The 21,316-nt window shown below is 50.9% G+C and carries 18 protein-coding genes; 9 read left to right on the forward strand and 9 right to left on the reverse strand.

All coding sequences use genetic code 11. From position 1 onward, the window contains the following. Positions 1 to 148 precede the first annotated feature (148 nt). The 6 genes from rpoD to C7B82_RS32510 form a co-directional block, all read right to left on the reverse strand. Entirely contained in the window at positions 149 to 1,288 is a 1,140-nt protein-coding gene (gene rpoD / locus C7B82_RS19695) for an RNA polymerase sigma factor RpoD (protein ID WP_106257982.1), read from the reverse strand. A 900-nt stretch (positions 1,289 to 2,188) separates the two neighbouring features. Further along, positions 2,189 to 2,527 (reverse strand): hypothetical protein, encoded by a 339-nt coding sequence (locus tag C7B82_RS19700; protein ID WP_106257983.1) that lies wholly within the window; start codon positions 2,525 to 2,527, stop codon positions 2,189 to 2,191. A gap of 269 nt (positions 2,528 to 2,796) precedes the next feature. Then, the gene (locus C7B82_RS19705; RefSeq protein ID WP_219904595.1) at positions 2,797 to 3,471 is read right to left on the reverse strand and encodes a polysaccharide deacetylase family protein; all 675 of its coding nucleotides are present in this window, start codon (positions 3,469 to 3,471) and stop codon (positions 2,797 to 2,799) included. Between the two features lie 21 nt (positions 3,472 to 3,492). Beyond that, complete coding sequence (locus C7B82_RS19710; RefSeq protein WP_146141208.1) at positions 3,493 to 3,888, reverse strand: response regulator; 396 nt, start codon at positions 3,886 to 3,888, stop codon at positions 3,493 to 3,495. A 549-nt stretch (positions 3,889 to 4,437) separates the two neighbouring features. After that, entirely contained in the window at positions 4,438 to 5,160 is a 723-nt protein-coding gene (gene thyX, locus C7B82_RS19715) for an FAD-dependent thymidylate synthase (protein WP_106257985.1), read from the reverse strand. Between the two features lie 165 nt (positions 5,161 to 5,325). After that, positions 5,326 to 5,979, reverse strand: a complete 654-nt coding sequence (locus tag C7B82_RS32510; protein WP_181357574.1) for a hypothetical protein — start codon at positions 5,977 to 5,979, stop codon at positions 5,326 to 5,328. A gap of 241 nt (positions 5,980 to 6,220) precedes the next feature. Between C7B82_RS32510 and C7B82_RS19720 the strand changes: the two genes are divergently transcribed. From C7B82_RS19720 to C7B82_RS19750, 8 genes are all read left to right on the forward strand, one after another. Beyond that, positions 6,221 to 7,108 carry a tetratricopeptide repeat protein gene (locus tag C7B82_RS19720; RefSeq protein WP_106257986.1) on the forward strand — a complete coding sequence of 296 codons (888 nt, stop codon included), beginning with the start codon at positions 6,221 to 6,223 and terminating at the stop codon, positions 7,106 to 7,108. A 93-nt stretch (positions 7,109 to 7,201) separates the two neighbouring features. After that, a complete protein-coding gene (locus C7B82_RS19725) occupies positions 7,202 to 7,843 on the forward strand; it encodes a YdcF family protein (RefSeq protein WP_245939998.1) in 642 nt (213 codons plus the stop codon). Between the two features lie 10 nt (positions 7,844 to 7,853). Beyond that, positions 7,854 to 8,090 carry a hypothetical protein gene (locus C7B82_RS19730; RefSeq protein ID WP_106257987.1) on the forward strand — a complete coding sequence of 79 codons (237 nt, stop codon included), beginning with the start codon at positions 7,854 to 7,856 and terminating at the stop codon, positions 8,088 to 8,090. Between the two features lie 67 nt (positions 8,091 to 8,157). Next, positions 8,158 to 8,346 carry a hypothetical protein gene (locus C7B82_RS31575; RefSeq protein WP_146141209.1) on the forward strand — a complete coding sequence of 63 codons (189 nt, stop codon included), beginning with the start codon at positions 8,158 to 8,160 and terminating at the stop codon, positions 8,344 to 8,346. 245 nt (positions 8,347 to 8,591) lie between these two features. After that, positions 8,592 to 10,067: a glycogen synthase GlgA gene (gene glgA / locus C7B82_RS19735; protein WP_106257988.1), complete on the forward strand. Its 1,476-nt coding sequence runs from the start codon at positions 8,592 to 8,594 to the stop codon at positions 10,065 to 10,067. 43 nt (positions 10,068 to 10,110) lie between these two features. Continuing rightward, positions 10,111 to 10,728: a chromophore lyase CpcT/CpeT gene (locus tag C7B82_RS19740; protein WP_106257989.1), complete on the forward strand. Its 618-nt coding sequence runs from the start codon at positions 10,111 to 10,113 to the stop codon at positions 10,726 to 10,728. Positions 10,729 to 10,938: 210 nt separating this feature from the next. Continuing rightward, complete coding sequence (locus tag C7B82_RS19745; RefSeq protein ID WP_106257990.1) at positions 10,939 to 11,436, forward strand: YbjN domain-containing protein; 498 nt, start codon at positions 10,939 to 10,941, stop codon at positions 11,434 to 11,436. A 266-nt stretch (positions 11,437 to 11,702) separates the two neighbouring features. After that, complete coding sequence (locus C7B82_RS19750) at positions 11,703 to 12,461, forward strand: lipoate--protein ligase family protein (RefSeq protein WP_106257991.1); 759 nt, start codon at positions 11,703 to 11,705, stop codon at positions 12,459 to 12,461. A 62-nt stretch (positions 12,462 to 12,523) separates the two neighbouring features. Here the strand turns inward: C7B82_RS19750 and C7B82_RS19755 are convergent, their stop codons facing one another. The 3 genes from C7B82_RS19755 to C7B82_RS19765 all read right to left on the reverse strand — a co-directional run bounded on the left by C7B82_RS19755 (position 12,524) and on the right by C7B82_RS19765 (position 17,829). Further along, entirely contained in the window at positions 12,524 to 13,747 is a 1,224-nt protein-coding gene (locus tag C7B82_RS19755) for a site-2 protease family protein (protein WP_106257992.1), read from the reverse strand. A 212-nt stretch (positions 13,748 to 13,959) separates the two neighbouring features. Continuing rightward, the gene (locus C7B82_RS31580; protein ID WP_146141210.1) at positions 13,960 to 14,187 is read right to left on the reverse strand and encodes a hypothetical protein; all 228 of its coding nucleotides are present in this window, start codon (positions 14,185 to 14,187) and stop codon (positions 13,960 to 13,962) included. A gap of 501 nt (positions 14,188 to 14,688) precedes the next feature. Further along, the gene (locus C7B82_RS19765) at positions 14,689 to 17,829 is read right to left on the reverse strand and encodes a two-partner secretion domain-containing protein (protein WP_146141211.1); all 3,141 of its coding nucleotides are present in this window, start codon (positions 17,827 to 17,829) and stop codon (positions 14,689 to 14,691) included. Positions 17,830 to 18,223: 394 nt separating this feature from the next. On the opposite strand from C7B82_RS19765, the gene C7B82_RS19775 reads away from it, so the two are divergent. Continuing rightward, a complete protein-coding gene (locus C7B82_RS19775) occupies positions 18,224 to 21,151 on the forward strand; it encodes a CHAT domain-containing protein (protein ID WP_106257996.1) in 2,928 nt (975 codons plus the stop codon). Positions 21,152 to 21,316 lie beyond the last annotated feature (165 nt).

Genomic DNA, 21,316 nt, shown 5'->3' on the forward strand with positions numbered 1-21,316 from the left:
AGACGAATCTGTTGGGTCTAAACTGTATCGATTAACGATAAGAAGGATGCTTCCAAACTAGCTGTTCGCTGCTCGTAGGGTCTTTACAGAAATGATCCTACGAGCAGCGAACAAATTCCCGGAATATGATCCTGAAAAGCGCGATCGCTTAGCGAATGTATTCTTTAAGGACGCTGTTACGGTTTGGGTGACGGAGCTTACGCAGTGCCTTCGCTTCGATTTGACGAATGCGTTCGCGTGTGACGTTGAAAATCTGACCGATTTCTTCCAACGTTTTCATGCGACCATCGTCCAAGCCGTAGCGTAGTCTTAGAACATCACGTTCACGAGGGCTAAGCGTGTCTAAAACACTCTCTAGATCTTCTCGAAGCAGATTTTTGGAGACTTGATCTTCGGGCGTTTCGCCGTCCGACTCGATAAAGTCACCCAAGCGAGAATCTTCTTCTTTACCGATCGGGGTCTCTAGGGAAATCGGCAATTGAGCAGACTTAGCAATAAACCGCAGTTTCTCGATGGTCATTTCCATCCGTGTCGCGATTTCTTCCTCGGTCGGCTTACGACCCATTTCTTGCGACAAGAGCTTGGTGGTTTTCTTGATGCGAGAGATGGTTTCGTAGAGGTGGACAGGCAAGCGAATTGTACGGGATTGGTCTGCAATCGCCCGTGTAATGGCCTGACGAATCCACCAGGTGGCGTAGGTAGAGAACTTATAGCCCTTCTCGTGGTCAAATTTCTCTGCCGCACGAATCAGACCCAAGCTTCCTTCCTGGATCAAATCCTGGAATGACAAGCCCCGGTTCATGTACTTTTTCGCGATCGAAACCACCAGCCTCAAGTTCGATTGAACCATTTTGTCTTTGGCACGACGACCCAAGTGCAAACGATGACGGAAGGCTGAAAGCGGCATGTTCACCGCATTAGCCCATTCCTTATCTTGAGGATCACGGTCTAACTGGAGCAGCAAATCTTCTCGAATGCGCTCAAGCTCAAGCAAGTCAGCAATTTTGCGGGCAAGCTCAATTTCTTCATCTGCCCGCAATAGCCGGATGCGACCAATTTCCTGCAAATACAAGCGAATGGAATCTTCGGTGTAATGCTTCTTCTTGACCTGTGTGCGGCGACGAGTCGACCGAGCCTTACCAGGCTTACTGTCTTCTTCTTCTGTAGCCGCATCAGCAGGGTCATCTCGATCCTCATCTTCGATGAAGAACCCTAATTCACTCTCAGGCAATTCGCCGGAGGCATCGCTTAAAAGTTCGATTTCGAGTACGTCGTTGGCCTGGGTCATGCCGCGTTCCTCATGCTCCTTAACTAGAAAAAAAATCACTCAACAGAGAAATCCACATGTAGAACTCAAAGGCTGAAATAACCAAACTGATTATGCAGCTAGGCGTTCTCATGGGCTAATTAAAAAACGAACCTCCCTACCAAAGCGCCTTCCTCAGGCAGAGGCACCAAGTTCCAGAATACAGTAAGTAGAACGTTTGAGAGATGCTTCCGATTGTAGCTTTTCTGACAAAAAGGTGTACATCTTTACTTTGCTTTAGCGACACCGCATGAGCAAATAGCATCGCGACAGCAATAACGTCTACTAGGCCTAACAGCTTACTGGGTGAAACATCAGAGTTTCATTACAAATCAAGACTTCAATTGGCAAAAGGGCTTTGGCCAGTAACAGTCTGATTCTTTGCTTGCTAGACAGCTGAGTAATGAATGGGCACAATGCGTGAACGATAGTTGGTTGGCACTAGGAGCTACAGATTACTAAATCAAGGTTTTAACAAAAAAGCGGTGGCGTTGACCTCAAAGGTGTTACCTCTGAAACAGCCGCTTGCTTTTGGCTCCAAATGGAGATGAACCTCTGATAGCTACGTTAACTCAGATATTCTAAGTTAGCAGAGCAATCTTGAATGATCACAGGCTCTTACAAGATACTGAAGAACCACTGAGCGTAATCCTAACAATTTACTGAAAGATTTCAGCCATTCTAACGAATTCTTAAAACTGGCTTTAGCCTGGGATGCGATCATCTAGAAAGTTGGCTGGTTAAGCTTCACGGTAGTCAGCCTTATCAAGCATTTTGACACCGATCGCTCAAGCTTCTATTGCCAGCAGCGTTATGTCTGCTCCAAAAGGTAACGCTTTGTAAATGGTTTGACCCTGTTTGATGGCAAGTGAAGCAACGCCATTATTCACAAGGCTGCTGGTTGTCTGAGCGCTCCTGCATTTGAAGGAGCATTGCAATCAAAAGGTTAGACGTGTCACCAGCAAGGAGGATGCGCTTAATAGAGGGATCGCGCAGGCTACCCCAAAGACTGCAGGTATCAGCAGTGCTACTTAAAACGATTGCCGTCTGCTGTTGAGCCAGCTTGCAGCCAAGTTGATAGACCTGAGGACGTTTTTGAATGTCAAAGGAGGCTAAACGACAATAAAACTCGCTTTCGTGATGCATCCCACAGCGAATGCTACCGTTTAACCAGAAATTGAATGCGAAGATCTGTTCTTCATTGATCACTAAAGGCAACACGAATATGACCTGCCAGGAAGAACGACTGTATGAGATGGATGGTACGTTTCAATTACTCTTTTCAAGCAAAATAAGCTAATTCACGCTGTGTCTGCTCACGGCAATGCTTTCAGTATGGGTAGAAGAGCCTTAGAACCTTACACTGAGACAAAAAACTGTGCTCATACCGATCGAAACCACCCTCACCGCCAAGACGGTCAACTGTAGAGACTGTGTTGCAGGTCAAGGAGTAGAGGTCGGTTTGATTAGTTTTGCGATTGCTTAAAGTGTCAGGAACGACCTTGCCAGAGTTGGTTGATCGAAACAAAGCGATAGTTTTGGGCTAACAGCAGGGGAATCAATTGCGCGGCGGTCTCGGCAACATCGGCTCCGCCATGATAGCCATCATGGAGCACGATAATGGAGCCATTTTTAACCTGCTGCAAGATCCGTTGAACTACCGTAGTCGCGCCTGGCCTCACCCAATCTTCAGGAACGACGCTCCACATGACAGGGCGATACTCCCACTGTTGGAGTAAAGCCAGGGTGTGTGGTGTAAACAATCCATTAGGCGGACGGACATCGCGCACGGCGGTTGGCGGTAGCTGGCAGGCACGGGTAATTTCAACCTGAGTATCGATCAACGTTTGCCTGAGTGCAGACTCTGAGAGTAAGGGAAACGATTGGTGGTCATAGCCATGTAGCCCAAGCCAATGTCCTTGTGTATGGACAGCACGGGCGATTGCGGGCGATCGGTGGACACAGGCTCCCAACCAGAAAAAACTAGCAGTGACGCTGTAGCGCTCTAGCTGCTCTAGGAGTTGAGGCGTGTAGCGAGGGTGAGGCCCATCGTCAAAAGTCAGCGCGATCGTCCGATCGGCATCATTGCCAGACCACAAGCAACTTGGAAAGAGCGGTTTGAGTGCCCGATGAAGCAGCGGATAGGCAGGCGCAAAAGACAACATAGTTTATGTGAACAGCTTGTGCTAAACGGCGAGGCAAAACGCTTGCCGTGTTTGTGCCGACTGTACAAGTGAGGACAACACTTCGCTGCTTAACGGAGAAACCAGAAAGCCATCAAAGCCAGGGTTCTCTTCCTGGTGCATCCAACGAGGGGCATGAAAATCAGTTAATGCCACAAAGGTTGTACGATGCCTGTTTGCAAAGGTTCGCAGTTCCTGGAGAAGGGCTTGAGACCAATTTTGATGATCACCCGCCAAAATGATGAGAAAAGGCACCTGATGGGACATTTGCGCAAGCGCTTGCTCTTCTGAGGTGGCGCTGGCGATGGAGTAATTGGAATAGCGCAGCAACGATGCCAGCACGTGGATCTCACAAGGCTGTTTCGCCAATAGAAGTATATCGCTCGATGGTGATTGCATAGTGAAAAACGGCAGGCTATTCGCCAGTGTCCAGAAAAGAACTTAGGACTGAACGTTACTATACCGTCTATAAAACAGGTGGCTTTAGACACGAAAGGGCTGAAGTCTTTTTGCCAATCCCTTTTAGCGCTATGAGGCTTACTTTAATGCTTCCGATTTTCTTCGCTTTTACCGTACTCTCAAGAAAGATTTTGCAACACTTCTTAGAGTTAACGCTGCGAAAAGATAACTCTCGGTAAAGTGTTTCAAGGCGCGGAACAAATCTCTCACAGCCTTTTTCCAGCGTTGCCAGCCACATTATGACTGCCCTTTCTTAAGCAGCTTTAACATTTACATGAAGCAAAATTTCGACTCAAAGGTAACGACTTCAATCTTCGATCGCTTCCTTAAAGCAACCGATATCTTTAGGATTACTTCCGAATTTGGCTGCTTGATCGCCAGTGGTAAATAAGCCGTTCGACATGATTTCTTTCGACGTATTTTGACCGCACTACTGTTTTCTGCACTATTCAAGAACGTGGGAACACAAAAAATGTGCTTGCGGACGCTTTAGGGAGACAAACGTGCTTTTTTGAGGCGGTTGGCTTCGTACCAATCGGCGATCGCCGGCACCCAGGCTTGAAAGTGAGGCCAGATGAATTCGCATAGCTTTTGTGCTTCTAGCTGAGCATCCAGCTTCCAGCGCAAATCGAGTAAGTGCATGAGCGATCGCACATTCGCAGACATCACCCAATGCTGCCGCACGTCAAAGGGAATTAACCCTCTAGCATGTTCTTCTGAAAAGCCTTGCTGGATACGTTCGGCGTAACGCTGGCAGGCTGACAGGCACCAGTCTAAATCTTGCTGACGTTGCTCTACTGTGTAGTCGTAGCGTTTGCCCTGGCGATCGGTATAGGATCCTAACGGGCGTAGGTAAAAAACGGCTTCTGCCTCCTGTTTACCCGCTACAACATCCAGAATCCGCTGCCCTGTGTAGCGAAATGACTGCACATCAAAACTGACCCCAACGCGATGGGTTCGAATCTGTTGCATGGTGCTATGGGGAAACCAACCGCAGTTGAGAATAATTTGGGGATGTTCTAACGGCCCGTAGTGCCCTCGATTGCCAGACAGTAGATTTTTGACAATAATTTCGCCACATTTGGTCTCGTCGGGCCATTCAGCACGATCGTCCCAAACAAAGGCTTCGGCATAGTCTTGGTGCATGGCCGCATAGATGGCCTGCTGTGGGTTCGGCGTTTGAGCAATAACAGCAACGGTAAAACGATCCATAACTCGGAGCGATAGAACTTTAAGCTATCTAGAATAAGGGCTCTGGTCGCCAATGTGGGTTTGATCGGAATTTCTTAATACGTCTACAGTGGGGCGTGACCTGTGATGTCCTTACCTCACTTACCTCACTTACCTCACTTACCTCACTTACCTCACTTACCTCACTTACCTCACTACTGTCAGCGACTTCAGTACTTGCGTATAGGTTTCCACACTAACCGCACGACACCGCTTCCATCCACCAACCGCTGTGCTATCTGGCAGCGTACTGCCTGAAATCAGCACGGGGTTGCCTTTAATGCCCAGAAAGCTCACAAGGCTCTTGCGACCATCTAGCTTTTCCGCATAGACCGTTATGAGACCAAAGCGCGTCTGCACTTGCCTGACCTTTTCCAAACCACGTGGGCCGTCTTGAGAGGATCGGATGCTGAGGCAGGTGTTGTTCTCGCCTTGATAATCGATCGCATAACCAGAGTCATCATCCCCATTCACATACTGGCCTGCTTCACCCCCAGCCTGCACTAAACGGAACCCGGCAGGAAGATTAGTGGGCGCGACAATTGGAATTGGTAGTCGAGTGAGTCGAGCCTTTTGCTCTGAAGAGAGTAGGTTTCCAGTCGCTTGCGCGATCAAAGCCGTAGAGACCGTTGTTCGGATCAGTGGATCAGTGTTTGAGTCTACTGTCGACGCGATCGCACCAACCTCTAAAGTGTGAGTGAGTGTAGTAGGCTGAGTTGCAGTAACACTTGCCCCGCAGGCAAGCGAAAATAGTACAGTCGCTGACAAGGCAAAAACGGAGTTTGGGCTGAACTGGCTCATCAGGCAATCCTTTCTTAAGAGTTAGAAAATCATCAGACGAGAAGCTCCATAACCGTCTGTCCAACGTGACTCATACTATTATTGTTCAGCAAGATCTCGGAGCAGCAGCATTCCTGCTCGCTATGCTTGAGATACAAGGCTAGAAGACTTTTTCCGGGCATTTTTGCAGTTTTGTGCCACCATAGACAGCAGATGAACCAAGCCATCTGTCAATCCCTTACAACGTCTCAAAGGCTGCCCCGTGCCCAATCGCAATTCTTTCGTTTCGTTCCTCTTTCTTCTTGGTTTGTGGGGTGCTGCCCAACCCGCTTCGGCGCAGCTACTAGTGCCCCATACTGTCCAATTGGATCAAACAAAGTTAGAGCGACAGGGTTTGAGTTTGGCTCAAGAAGCAGCGCAGTTGGCACAGTTTCAACAGTATGAGTTGGCGTTGCCAAGAGCACGTTTGGCAACGCAGTTAGCACCAAAGAGTCCAGAGATCTGGTCACTGTTGGGTGGCTTGTATTTACAAACGAATGATCTGGACAACGGCATTACGGCACTGAAAAAGGCACAGACTCTGGATCAAAAAAATCCAGCCGTGCTCTTTGCGCTCGGTTCAGCCTATTTTCAGAAGAACAGCTACACAACTGCGATCGACTACCTTAAGTCAGGGTTAAAAATCAAGCCCAACGTTCCTGGCGCGCTGTTTGATTTAGGGAATGCTTATTTCATGCTGCGACAGTTCCCAGAGGCGCTGGCTCAGTACGAAAAAGCGGTGGCTCAAGATAAAGCGTTTTGGCCTGCAATCAACAATATTGGGCTGATTAAGTACGAAAGTGGTGATGTTGATGAAGCCATTCGGCGTTGGCGAGCCGCAGTGGCGATCGATGCTAAGGCAGCAGAACCACAGCTAGCAATGGCAGTCGCACTTTACGCTAAGGGCGATCGCGAACAGGGACTGACGCTGGGCGAAGCCGCCATTCAGATTGACAGTCGCTACAGCGATTTGAAGTTCCTGAAGGAGAATCTTTGGGGTAATCGGTTGTTAGCCGACACCAAAAAATTTCTGGAGATCCCTCGCATTCAAGCGACGATCGCTCAATCACAGCAGCGTGGAGTGACCCAACAACAATCTCCGCCCCAATAGAGTCTAAGAAGAATGAGCGGCTGGTGCAGAAGCCTATCCTCATTCTAAAAAATAGCGTTATTTTTGACAGGGCTCTATCAGAAACGTGATAGTTTGACCCAAGCAACGTTTGACGCATACATTATGGGACTAAGGGGACTGCTCTACTTCAATCACACGCGCACCCAGGTGACTAAACCTCGACGTTTAAGAGCGCGATCGTTGCTTTGGCTGATGGTTCTTGTGCCGTCGCTATGGTTGGGTTATCGCGAACTCAAAAGCTATTTTGTTGAACCGCAGGCAATCTTGGTACTAGGCGGTGCCCCCAAACGAGAAAGTTTTGCTGCTGAGTTTGCACGTCTGCATCCGGGAATCCCGATTTGGGTTTCTGGCGGTAGTCCGCGCGAGTATACAGAAAGTGTGTTTGCTGACGCCGGGATTAACCCAACACGCCTTCATATCGATCGTCATGCGGTGGATACCGTCAGCAATTTCACCACTCTGGTCGATACTTTTCGCTCGAAAGGCATCAGCAGCGTTTATCTGATTACCTCCGACTATCACATGCGTCGCGCTCGTGTGATTGGTGAACTTGTTTTTGGCAGTCGCGGTATTGATCTAAAACCCGTTTCCATGCCGTCGGAACAGGCTACTGAACCAATGGCTAAAGCAGTCCGTGATGGAGGCAGAGCGATTCTGTGGCTGACAACAGGGCATACAGGCTCTACGCTCGTGCGTCGTCCAGAAGATCTCTAAGCGCTATCCGTTGTCCGTTTCATGCAAAGGTGGCCTGTTTTGCACGTCTGCAAAGGCTGATTTTATCTCAGAAGGCACTTCGCCAGTCGCGCTAATTCTCACAGAAACGAATGTTGGCGAGGAACCATTCCAGGCGATCGTGGTCGATCTACCTGTGGAGGCTGCTGCACGCGATCGCGCAAGAGAGCCACTATCAGACAGCCGCAGCCTAGAAGTACGTGTGATCCTGTTGAGCCCCTTCGGCTAAAGGTTCCTCCGTTCAACCAACCATCAGGGCTTCAACGGTTCTTACTATGCATACAAAAGCCACATCATTGACACACTCTCCTATCATGACGGCGCTCACCGTAGAAATTCCTTCCAGTCCCACACTGCAGTGGAATCCTTTTGATCCTGCCTGGATCAAAGTTTGGGAGCAAGTTGGACCGATCGGTTACCTAGCACTGCTTTGTGTATTTCTTTGGCTGCTCACTCGTTTTGTGGAAACGGTCAAAGGCAAGTAGTACTGCCTTGACGTGATCTCCCAGATTGAAGGGACGTTACACGTAGCGTCCCTTTTTCATGTAATGTCTACGATCGGATGGTTTGTCGCTGCCAGCAGACCGTTTCGAATTATTTTACTAACGCTTGCGCGGTTTTGAGCTACCGTTTATACCCATAGGTTAGGTTACGCGTTTGCCAGAACTTCTATACTTCTGTGAACATAAGACTATAGTTATCCCCTTTATCCCTTCGGCGAGGAAGCAGCATGTATATCGTACAGATAGCCTCTGAGTGTGCGCCAGTCATTAAAGCTGGGGGGCTAGGAGATGTTGTTTATGGGCTGAGCCGAGAGTTAGAAATGCGTGGTCACACTGTCGAGCTGATTCTGCCGATGTATGACTGTATGCGCTACGACCATATCTGGGGTTTGCACGTTGCGTATGAAAACCTGTCGGTACCCTGGTATGGCGGTGTGATTCGCTGTTCGGTCTATTGCGGTTGGGTTTACGGGCGGCTATGTTTTTTCATTCAGCCCCACTCACAGGATAAGTTCTTTAATCAAGGTCGTTACTACGGTTGTGTGGATGACAATATTCGCTTTGCGTTTTTCAGCAAAGCCGCGTTAGAGTTTCTGCTGCAAAGCAACAAGCGCCCGGATGTCATCCACTGTCACGATTGGCAGACTGGTTTAGTGCCAGTTATGCTCTTTGAAATTTACAAATATCAAGGGATGGAAAACCAGCGCGTTTGTTACACCATCCACAACTTTAAGCATCAGGGTCTCGGTGGCAGTGACGTACTGTGGGCAACCGGACTCAATCGCGAAGAGTATTATTTCCACTACGATCGCCTGGGCGACAACTTCAACCCCTTCGCGCTCAATTTCATGAAAGGCGGGATCGTTTACTCAAACTATGTGACCACTGTATCACCGCACCACGCCTGGGAAGCCCGCTGTACGGAGATTGGGTACGGTTTTGGACACACGCTGCACCTGTATCAAGACAAGTTCTCTGGCATCCTCAACGGTATCGACTACGAGGTGTGGAACCCAGAGAGCGATCGCTATATTCCTCACAGCTATACAAAAGATGATTTGACAGGCAAAGCAAAAAACAAGCAGGCGTTGCGAGAGCGTTTGCTACTGCGTGAGGTTGACCGACCCCTGGTTTGTTTTATCGGTCGCCTGGACGAACAAAAAGGAGTTCATCTGGTTCACCATGCGATTTATCACACGCTACAACGAAGTGCCCAATTCGTCTTACTCGGTTCTGCAACCGAAGCCGGGATCAACGATCACTTCTGGCACGAAAAGCAATTTTTGAACGATAACCCCGATGTCCATCTGGAGCTGGGCTTCAATGAAGAACTCTCCCACCTGATCTACGCGGGAGCCGATTTGATTGTGGTGCCCAGCAATTACGAGCCTTGCGGGTTGACCCAGATGATTGGTTTTCGGTACGGCGCAGTGCCAATCGTGCGAGGTGTCGGTGGGCTGGTGAATACGGTCTTCGATCGCGATTATGACGAGAACCATCTGCCTGAAGCGCGTAATGGCTACGTGTTCTACGAAACCGATTACGCCGCACTCGAATCAGCGATGGATCGGGCACTCGACTTGTGGTACGACCAACCTGGCGAGTTTCGCCAATGCCAGCAACAGGGCATGCATTACGATTATTCCTGGAATTATCCCGGTAAGGACTACTTGGAGATCTACGATCGCATTCGCCACAAGTAAGACAAAGACTTGGAAGCCTTGAACTAAACTTGCTGAATACCCCATGCCCCTTGATCCAACCCTTGTCACGCTGGCTCGCTATATGGCAGGCGAATTTGACAACCGCGAACAAGCGATCGCTGATCCTGTCTGGTACGTACACTTGCGCTTCTGGCAGCGACCCGTACCACTGTTTAGCGAAGACAGCTTGACCCTTTTCGCGGAACAGGCAAGTGTCATCAATCTTGATCAGCCTTACCGTCAGCGGATCATCCGTTTGATGCAAAGAAATGATGTCGCAGCTCCAGTCCAGGTACAGTATTACGGCCTTAAAGACCCAACTGCGGCCCAAGGTGCTGGGCTGAAGCCAGAGTTTTTGCAAGCGCTGACGCTGGATCATCTTGAGTCTTTACCCGGCTGTCGCCTTCAAGTGACTCATCATTTAGAGCCGCACAGTATTGTGGCAAGCCCTATGCCGGGTTCCCAGTGCTTTTTCTCCTACCAGGGTAGAAAAGCTCAGGTGCAGCTTGGGTTTGCGGCATATCCGGACCGGTTTGAAAGCCACGATAAGGGCATTGATATTGAAACTCAAAAAGCGACCTGGGGAGCCGTTATGGGTCCCTATCGCTATACCAAACGACGGGATTTTGCGGCTGAGTTTGCAATCGTAGGTGAATCATGAACAGACGGTCGCAAAGACCTTCAGGGGATACAAAAATAAAAAGATTAGAATGCTATCTAGCGGCACAATGAATCGAGGCTAACGTAGACTCTAGATAACACGTTGATCAAATTTGTTGTGTTGTCTGGAGCAAAGTGGCAACGGCAAATAAGACTAATCGTTGTTCCTCTGCTTGTCTAGCGCTCACTCACGCGATTGTATGGAACTTCTATGACTACTCTCCCTTTAGCTTCCACGCCTTCAGACCAAGGACTGTCGGATAGTGAAGCAGCTGACCAGCAGGCTGACAATACAACTGCAGCAACCATCGTAGACGTGATTGAAACTGTCATCGACAGCTTGGACAGTGCCAACACGGCGATGGTGAGTGACACTGACGGAGGCTACATTTGGAAATTTAAGTACGGCACGGTGGAGGTGTTTGTCCAACTGACGGGTTTGTCGAACGACGACACGATCAGCGCCTGGTCAGCCGTCTTAAAGCTGCCTGCAAAGGATGAAGCAAAACTCACCCGTAAATTGCTTGAGCTCAATTGGTCAGGCACATTAGAAGCCCGCTTTGCCATCTTGCAGGATGAGGTTGTGGTGCTTTCAACTCGATCGATCGCCGATCTCTCTCCGGGTGAAATTTCGCGTGCCATCACACTGGTGGCCACGATCGCTGACGATCAAGACGAACCGCTTCAGGCTGAGTTTGGCGCGAGCTAAGTAAGACGTAACGGCTGAAGCTAAAACTTAGCCATAGTTTGAGAGTCTCCGGCTGTGATCCAGCAACCTGGAAGCTTAGACGGCAAAGGCTGGTAAAAAGCCCGGTTTCTGCAGCAGCCCTGAGAAGATCAATCTTAGAGGGGCATCTGTAGAAGTTCCTGGTAAAAGGGAAAGTGATTGGAGCTTTGGTTTGCTCCTCTACTGATCCTCTACGACTGAACGCTTCTAGCCGTTTGCCTTGTACTCCTCAAACTCCCGTTATCCTTATGCAAACCTGGCGTTTAATCCCGCTTCTGGATGCACCAGGTCACGTTCAAATGGCGTTAGATTCCTGGTTATTAACGCAGCATCTTCAGGGCAAGCAGCCAGCAACACTGCGCTTTTACACCTGGAAGCCTGCCGCCATCTCTTTGGGCTATCACCAGCATCACTGGGCAAAGCATTGGCAGCAAGTAACATGGCAAGGCGCACCATTGGCTTTGGTACGAAGACCCACTGGGGGACGAGCCGTCTTGCATCAAGGTGATTTGACCTACTCTGTCGTAACTTCAGGTTTACCAACCAATCGCTTGCAGGCGTACAAAACGCTTTGCGAATTTTTGGTTCGGGGCTGGCGATCGCTTGGCGTCGAACTGCAGTACGGTCAAGTAGAGAGAGGCTACCTTCGAAACCCCAACTGTTTTGGCACGGCAACCGGCGCTGACTTGGTTTTAGCCGATGGTTCCAAGCTCATTGGCAGCGCCCAACTTCGTCAAGGCTCAGGAGCATTGCAGCATGGCTCAATGCCGTTGTTTGCTGATTCAGCCTTGTTTCAACAGGTCTTTGGTGTTTTACCCCAACGTCCCTCATTGCCTCTGGCACTAACGCCAGAGGCACTCGTCGAAACGGTCATGCAGGCACTCATTGCTGCCGCTGGCGAATGTTTTGCCGCTGATTTACACGTGCAGCCCCTATCAGACGAGGAGTGGGAAGCTGTTTTGACCCATGCTTGGGAGGAAGGGAAGGGAAATAGAAAAGGGGAGTAGGAGTAGGGCTAATAGCCGATAGCCAATCAACTCAAAACTCCTTCCTCCTGTCTTCCCCTTGCCTATTTGTTGGCTGGTAACGCTTCAGCCGCTGCCTGAGCGATCGCGCCCAACTGAAAGCCAGGTGGATAGATCCCCTCTTCTTTAATCTGCTTAATGAGCGCTTCTGAGACCGGGAGCTTCATTTTTTGAGTGAGCGCTCGCACCACATCGCCACGATCGATGATGCCAGCAACCGCGCCAGCCGGAGAGAGGACAGTAACGCGCTTGAGCTGTTGTGACTCCATCGCCTGGATGACCTGCACCAGGGAGGCGGTTTCTTCGACTATAGGAATCTCTGTCAAGGGTTTAATCAAGCGATACAGCGTCTGCGTTTCCCATTCACTGCGCTCAACGGTATGCAGATCTGTGACGGTGACCAGACCCCGGTAGCGCCCGTTGGAAGCGGCGAAATAAACCGTCGGACGAGCGGTATCCAGCAGGTAGGTATCAGCGAATTGGCGCAACGACATATCCGCATCGACCACGCGAAAGTCACGCGTCATAGCGTCAGCAGCCGTAATCTGCAATAAGGCTTCCTGCAAATCGGTCATGCGATCGTAGCTAGTAGCATTCCGGACGCCAAACCAGCCCAGAAAGGCAATCCACAGACCGCTATAGTCACCCCTCACCAGGCTGAAGGTGCCCCACAAAATCGCGAGCCAGCCTAAAATTTTCCCTGTTCGCGCCGCCCAGTGGATGCCCTTGAAACGGCTACCTGTAACCTTCCAAACGGCAGCCTTCAACACTTGTCCACCATCTAATGGCAGGCCTGGAATCAAGTTAAACAGCGCCAAAATGAAGTTAGTCCATGCCAGGTCGGTTGCAAGCACCTTCACGACATTCGCTGGATCAGGAATGGCGTAAGTGATCCCGCCCAAGAGAGCAGCCAGGCTGAGACTTACAGCAGGCCCCGCGATCGCTACCTGGAACGCCTTACCCGGTGTTTTTGATTCTTGCTCGATCGCAGCAATACCGCCAAAGAGAAACAGTGTAATGGAATTCACTTTGATGCCCTGCGCCTTCGCTACCAGGCTATGACCGAGTTCATGCAGTACAACTGAGCTAAACAGCAACAGCGCCATTACCACACCCATCCCATAGGCAAGGGCAACACCCCACTGCGGGAAACCTTCTTGCCAGCGTAGACCAGTCGGAATCGCAATCAAAAACAGCACGCCAACCCAGGATGGATCGATGAAAAACGGAATACCAAACAGGGAACCGACCCGCCAACCAGACTGCATAACAGACCTCTAAATACGATGGGGAGCAGCATGTGTAAACGTGATCGCTAACTGACAACAAACGTCATTAAGACTCTATTGACCTGCAGCTCACTCTATCTCCCTACTTCCAGAATAAAGGATCGGTTGGTGGACGGATGGCTTGGAGCGCACGGTTAACCGAACGCGCTTGCCATTGGCCTCCATTACCAACACTACTCTGGTTGAAGCAATCATTGTTGGTTCAAGTAAAGAATGTCTAAATAAAACTCCAGCGCGAGGCTGGAGCGACTTTCTTCGAGGTTATTTTGACAGCGCTTGGGAAGAAGCTTGAGTGTGACTGAAGGGGTATTCAAAAAGGCGTGGCTAACGAGCAAACAGGTGTGGCTAAAGATAAGAAAGCCCCAGGGATGGGTCTGGGGCGAATTCGGATGACTGTTAAAGGGGAGGATCGCAGTCATGAAGGGGAAAAGAACAGCGATCCAGTGCGTCCAAAAACAGTCGGATTTTCAAACCGCTTCGTAAATTTTTAATGCACGAATCAGCAATTGTGCGTGTAAGAAGTGCAGCGTAGACGCTAAAAGAGCGCTGTCGTAAAAACCACCAGGGGTTCCACTAGACCAGCCTGAAACATAGCTTTGAAACAAGTTCCCAACGGGAAAACGCCAAGAGGCTTGAACGTGACTGAACTGTTTCATAAAGGCTTAACAAAGAGTGATCTCAATCCTTAGGCGTAAAAGTAGTCTAAGACGATCGCTCACCCAAAAACTTTCCGTTGTGGTGCAAGGCACTTTCCAAATTTGGAAAGCACAGTCGGTACTATTACAGAGGGTGTTTAAGTATTGATTAAAAGATAACCTTACTTTGGCGTTAGCGATCAGTGGTTCCCTGCTCCCATCCACTGATCGCTACCTATTGACGGCTAAGCGCTATGTGAACTGATATAACTGCTTTACAGCTACTTAGAAAGGGTGGCACGATCGACCCAAGACAACGGCTCCGTTAGCCAGTTGGTAAATGCCGTCAATTTCTACTAGGCCTGCTTCTGAGGGCACCAGCACATCCTTTGAACCGTTCTCTACCAGATCACGTTTCTGGGTGCCCAGATTGAGCTCTACTGATTCATGTTTCACCGTCTCGTCAGGTGTTATTACGTAGGTCGGAAAGGGGGCTGTTGCCAGATCTGTACTCAGCTCTACTGGTTCACGTTTTACCGTCTCATCAGGTGTTATTACGTAGGTCGGAAAGGGGGCTGTTGCCAAATCATCTGGTTGGTTCGGCAGGCCACCGGCTCCTATAACAAGAAAGCTGCCTTGGCGAGGATTGCGAGCGATACAGCTACGGGCAATCAGCTTGCTAGTATCAATAACCTCAATCGGCAAAGGCACCAGATTCGATTGCAGCGTCACGTTTGGCAGAATGATGGTTCCAGACCGAAGCTTGCCGCTGGCATTCACATCAACCTGACCATTGCCATCCAGCGTGGCGACGTTTACACCGACAGCACTGGAGCGATAACGAAAGCCAAAGAAAGCCGGGGTATTCAAGGTAATGTTGCCACCGCTGCCATCGCGCGAAAACGCCAAGATGTCGCTATCATCGAGTGCAACGATCGCTCGTGCACCGAGCGTAATATTGCCACCTCCACCTGTACCACTCAACACGCTGGTGGTAATATCGCTATCGCCACGCAAAGCAATGGCCCGGGCTGCGATCGTGATATTGCCACCTGCCGATTGAGTCGAGTTAGTCAAAATTTTGCTGTCGTTAGCTTGCAGGCGGTTGCGCAGGCGGATGTCAATACTTCCAGCACTGCCGACCCCTCGGCTTTGAGAAGAAATAACAGCACCGTCCTGCAGAAACAGTGATCGTCCATTCACGTTAATATCACCACCGCTGCCACGAGCGATCGTGGTGCTAAACAAGCCGCTGGATCCAGTAGTAGCATTGTTACCCACGATGCGAATATCGTTGGTGGTATTAATCTGAAGACTGCCCGCTGTGGTCGCTCCTAGAGTATTCGCCTGAAATTGTGCCCCATTGGTCAAGGTTAGCGATCGAGCGGTCACGTTGATATCACTGGTACCCAGTGCGTTTGGTCCAACACGGCTGAAAATGCCACTGGGAAAAGGGAAAGAGGCAAGGCTAGCAAACGGTGAAATGCCATCAAACGTGACATCACCCATTGCCGTAATCGCAATATTCGCTGCTCTTCCCCGACCCAAAACACTAGACGCAATCGCCGCACCATTCGTCACCGAGAGAGAGCCAACCGAAAGCATGATCTGCCCGCTGTCGCCCTTTGCTGGCCTTGTAACACTGCTGAAAATGCCTGTAGAAGAGAGGGAACCCTGCCCATCTAGAGTCACTGCGCCAGTGACATCAAGGCTAATATCACCTGCATTCCCTTGTCCAAACGTGCTAGCAACCAAAGCAGCACCATTCTTGAGCGACAGCGATTGAGCCACTAGTGTGATCCCCCCACTATTGCCGACAGCTAGTTTGTCCCCATCGCTGCCGATATAGCTATAAATGCCGCCGGGATCAACCAGTCGATTGGAAGAACCCTCTAAATTAACAGCGCCAGCAATGCGAAGCTGAATCTTGCCCGCATTGCCTCGACTGAGAGGGCTAGCGCTGGCATCCAGTAGGGCGCTATTCGCGATCGTCAGCGAACCAGCGGTAATCATCAGATCGCCACTGTTGCCAAAGCCTGGTTTACCATTGCTCTTACCAAATGGCTGCGCCCCCACCCCGGCATAGGCACCACTCGCAAACTGATCAACCGGACCAACCCCCTCAAAACGGACAGCACCGTGAGCGTTGATTTCAATATTGCCAGCGTTACCGTTTTCCAGTGTTCTGGCGGAGAGGACTGCTCCATTTGTCACAGAAACTGAGTCTGCTATGATTTTGATGCCACTGCTGTTACCAGTCGCACCCGCTTCGACCTCACTGTAGAGGCCACCAGACACGCCACGGCGTGTTTCGCCATCCAGCGTGACACTGCCTGACGATCGAATCGTTACAGTCCCGCTATTTCCCACACCGCGCGTGTTAGCGCCAACTTGCGAGCCATCTTTGAGCAGAACTGAGCCAGCAGTGATATCCACATTGCCACCATCACCCAGGCCGAGGGTTGAATTAGCGATAAAGCTACCTTCCGTGAGGGAAACGGCACCAGAAGCGTAAAGGTCAATATCTCCAGCTTTGCTGCCTGAAGCCCCTTCACCTAAAGCAATACCACCCCGCAGAATGCTTCTGTCAGCCATTCTGAAGTTCTGAGCATTGATGCCAATACTGCCACCTGTGCGAACGTTTACCTCTGACTGGTTGATGAGCGTGACGTCTGCCAGCGATCGATCAGTTGCCCCAAAGGTCAAATGCAGATTGCTGCCACTGCCATCCAACTCAACGATGCCCTTACCCGCCAACCCTCCTAGCTCCACGCGTCCACCTTGTGACAGCAACGCGCCTCGATTGAGCAAAACACTGCCACCGACCAGCGCCAAACTTTTACCAGTAGTCACCTGTAGTCTTGCTTGAGTGGCGATCGGTTGATTGACAAGCTGATTGAAGAGTAAGGCAGACGGGTTGACTGTTAATAAAGGAGGGACGGTAGGATCGGTGGCACTGTAGAGACCCTGGTTGCCGAATTGGATGGCACTGGCAGTTGTGGCCAAAAAGGTACCTCCCAGATTGAGCGAGGCATTGGGACCAAACAGCACACCGTTGGGATTGATTAAAAAGAGGTTGGCACTGCCGTTCGCTTGCAGCACACCATTAATGCTGGACGGTAGCCCACCGGTTACGCGGCTGATGATATTAGTAATATTGGCAGTGTTGTTGAAAAAGGCCGTTTCCCCCTGTGCCAGCGAGAACTGTTCAAAGCTGTGAAAGAGATTGCGATCGCGAACCGCTCCTCCGTTGATTTGAAACAGCGGGCCTGCAGAAACCTGCGATCGCTCCCCCATTGGAAGGGTGGTATCGGCCGTCACTTGTGCCAACGCGCGATTGCTCGTGCCAAGGATACCAAGCAAGATGAGTGTGCTGACAAGCTGGCACGATGAAAGCGACCATCGCGATCGTTCAGGAACTACCAAGGTTGCCTCCGAGTATGAAATGGTTCTGGTGCGGACGTCAGCATAAGGGATTAGTGATGGGCCGCGAAATGAGGTTGAACCTCTGTGACAGCAGTGCCTCTACAAAGGGCTTCCCCTTCGTTATTTTGGTGAAGTTTTTTACCAAAAACCGATAGCTTCATGAAAGAAAGCATGTTTTTTGTACGAAAAAAGTGCGCTGCCATCAATCCGCTGACTGGTAATCCGATTGCAAGCTAGTTGCAGCCAGGTGATGAGTCATACAGTGGCTTGTGATGACGTAGCGCTACAGTCAAACAGTCGATCGCGCTAACAAACTCACTTAACATGTCTCTAATGACTGCTAGTCTAAAAGCCATAGTCTAGTCAACAGTGGTTTGCTGAACGTTTGCTACCCATGCACCATCGCCTGAAGTCACTTTATCTCGCTCTGTTTGTTGGCAGTCTGATGCTGTGCCTTTGGTTCGGGCAGCTTTCCTTGAATGGCAATTTATTTACCGCTCAGAAAGCTCAAGCGGCTGATGCCACTCAATTGACGCAGCAGGGCTGGGAACAGTATCAGAGTGGTCATGTGCAGGGCGCGATCGCCCAATGGAAAACAGCCTTGAGCCTTGCCAACCATCCTTCAGAGCTGAGAGCGAGGCTTTTGAAGTATCTTGTGCGAGCCGAGCAGCAAGTAGGTGAGGTTGATCAGGCGATCGCGCATCTAGAGCAACTCATCGCTGACTATCGGCAGACGGGCAACACACTGCAGGTGGGCAGAATGCTTACAGAACAGGCCCAAGCTTATAGCAGTCTGGGGCAGCAGCGTAAAGCGATCGCCTTACTGTGTGGTGACATTGGTCGCCCATGTGTGACCGACAGCGCTCTTGCGATCGCCCGCCACCAAGCCGATCAGTCAGGCGAAATAGCGGCGTTAGGGAGCCTGGGCAACGTGTACCGTCTGCGCGGTGACTATGAACGTGCGATTCAGCATCTGGAGACAACGCTGGCACTGGCAAAGCAAACGCATAGCCAACCGCAACTGCTGGCCGCGCTCAATGGCTTGGGCAATGTCTATACCAGTCTTGCAGAACGAGATGTCCGCCGTCGGCAGTCGGCAGAAGAGCCAGAAGCACAAGTATGGGCTCAAACAACCCGTGACTACGATAGCAAGGCGATCGCCTCTTTCGGAGCTAGCTTGAAGGTTGCCCGTGCTCAAAACGATGATCTGAATGCACTGCGATCGCTGCTCAATCTAGTGGTGCCATTGCAGCGTCGTCACGGAGAGCAGAGAGAAGACAAACGTCAGCCGTCAGCCGTCAACCGCCAGGGGGCGAGGGAGGCAGAGGAGGCAGAGAGCAGAGGGCAGAGAGATGGGGTGGCGAGTGCTTCAGACCTTCCTACTCTGACTCCTGTGATGGCACTGCAGCAGGCTCAAACGCTGCTGGAGCGAGTGCCTGCATCGCGTGAGAAGGCCTATGCGGCGATCCGACTGGCAACGTTAAACCAGTTAGTGACGGAGCAAGCCACGATCGACCCAGCGACACACTGCTTCCGGTCGGCTGTGCCACCGCAGACCGTTACCTGGTTACAACAGGCGATCGCGATCGCGCAACAAATTCGTGACTCTCAGTCAGAAGCCTTTGCCTTGGGGCGTTTAGGGCATGTGTACGAATGCCGTCAAGTCTATGACGTGGCGCTAACCTTGACGCAGCAGGCACAATTGGTGGCGGCAAACCTCGATAGTCGTTATCTATGGGAGTGGCAGGCGGGTCGAATTTTGCGGTCTCAGGGAAAACCGACAGCCGCGATCGCCGCCTATAACCTTGCTGTGAAAACGCTGCAAACAATTCGAGGCGATTTGGCGATCACCAGTCGAGATTTTCAGTTTGACTTCCGCGATACGGTCGAACCCGTCTACCGAGAGCTGACGGCGCTCTATCTGGAACAAGCGACCAACAGTCAGAAGCAGGCACAGCGGCTAGACAAAGACAAGAGCGAAAAGACGCCTCAACTGGAGTCTGTAAAAACGATCGAGTCGGCGCTGGAGACGATCGACAATTTGCGTCTAGCAGAGCTGCAAAACTATCTTGGTGAAGATTGTACGCTCAGCGCGATCACCAAGCCTGTGACGGTGATTGACCAGAAAACTGCCGTTCTCAGCTCAATGATGCTCGGTGATCGCGTGGCTGTGATTCTCACCCTTCCTACGCCCAACCAGCGGTTTCGCTCTCAGGTGGAGTGGTTGCCTGCCAACACCCAAACCGTAAGAGCCGTCGTCAATGATCTGCGTCGCCGCTTAGAAAAGCGCTCTGACCTGGCAAACACTTATGAGGAGCCATCGCAGCAGGTTTATGACTGGTTTATTCGCCCCTTCACCCCAGCCCTGGAGACAGCCCAGATCGAAACGCTTGTGTTCATTCAGGATGGCATTTTACGCAGTATTCCTATGGCAGCGCTTTACGATGGCAAGCAGTTTCTCGTAGAACGGTATGCGATCGCCAGCACCCTTAGCCTGACTTTGATCGACCCTACGCATCTCGATCGTACGTCTCTTCGCGTCTTAGGGTTTGGCTTGACCCAACCTTCCGCCGTTGAGGGACCAACGTTCTTTGCTCCACTCAGCTACGTCAAGGCCGAAATCGACAGCATCAAAAAGGTCCTTCCTGGCAGCACAGGGTTGCTTGATGACGCCTTCACCCTCGATCGCTTGCAGCAAGAGCTGACAGACAACACGTATCCGATCGTGCATCTAGCCACTCACGGTCGGTTTGGGATTGATGCACGCGATACGTTTTTGGTGACAGGAAAGAGGAGAGAAGAGAGGAGTGAGGGGGGAGGAGTGAGGGGAGAGGGGAGAGAAGAGAGGAGTGAGGGGGGAGGAGTGAGGACTGTAGGAGTAGTGGAGGGAGCAGGGGGAGTCGGGGGAGCGGCGAAGGGAGACGCGGCGGCTCAAAAGGCGACGCTTGCAGCGCAAACGTTCAATGAAAAGCTGACGATGAACGCGCTTTACGAGATGATTCGCTCAAAGCGACACGATCAACCCTTGGAGTTGCTGACGTTGACGGCGTGCGAGACGGCGGTAGGGAGCGATCGCGATGCTCTCGGTATTGCGGGTATCTCCCTGCAAGCAGGGGCACGCAGTACAGTCGCGTCTCTCTGGCAAGTAGACGATCAGGCAACAGCGCAACTGATCACCCACTTCTATGAAGGGCTTAAACAGGGTATGAGTCGCGCGAAGGCTCTGCAAGCGACACAAAAAATCTGGCTCCAGAAACACGCAGGCGAACGGCACCACCCCGGCTATTGGGCCGCTTTAATTCTCGTTGGCAATTGGCTTTAAGAAGCTGTTTGAGAGGGATAGAACGTCAATACCTCTCGGTTAAGCCCCCAGCATTGTGGGTTTGGGGGCAACGGCTTCAGTCCTACTTATACCGTTTTAATATGAAGCTGCGCCAAATAGGGCTTCGAGAATGAAATTGTAGGCGGTCAACGACGCAATCGTTTC

Source organism: Stenomitos frigidus ULC18, assembly GCF_003003795.1.
GTDB classification, from domain to species: domain Bacteria; phylum Cyanobacteriota; class Cyanobacteriia; order Leptolyngbyales; family Leptolyngbyaceae; genus Stenomitos; species Stenomitos frigidus_A.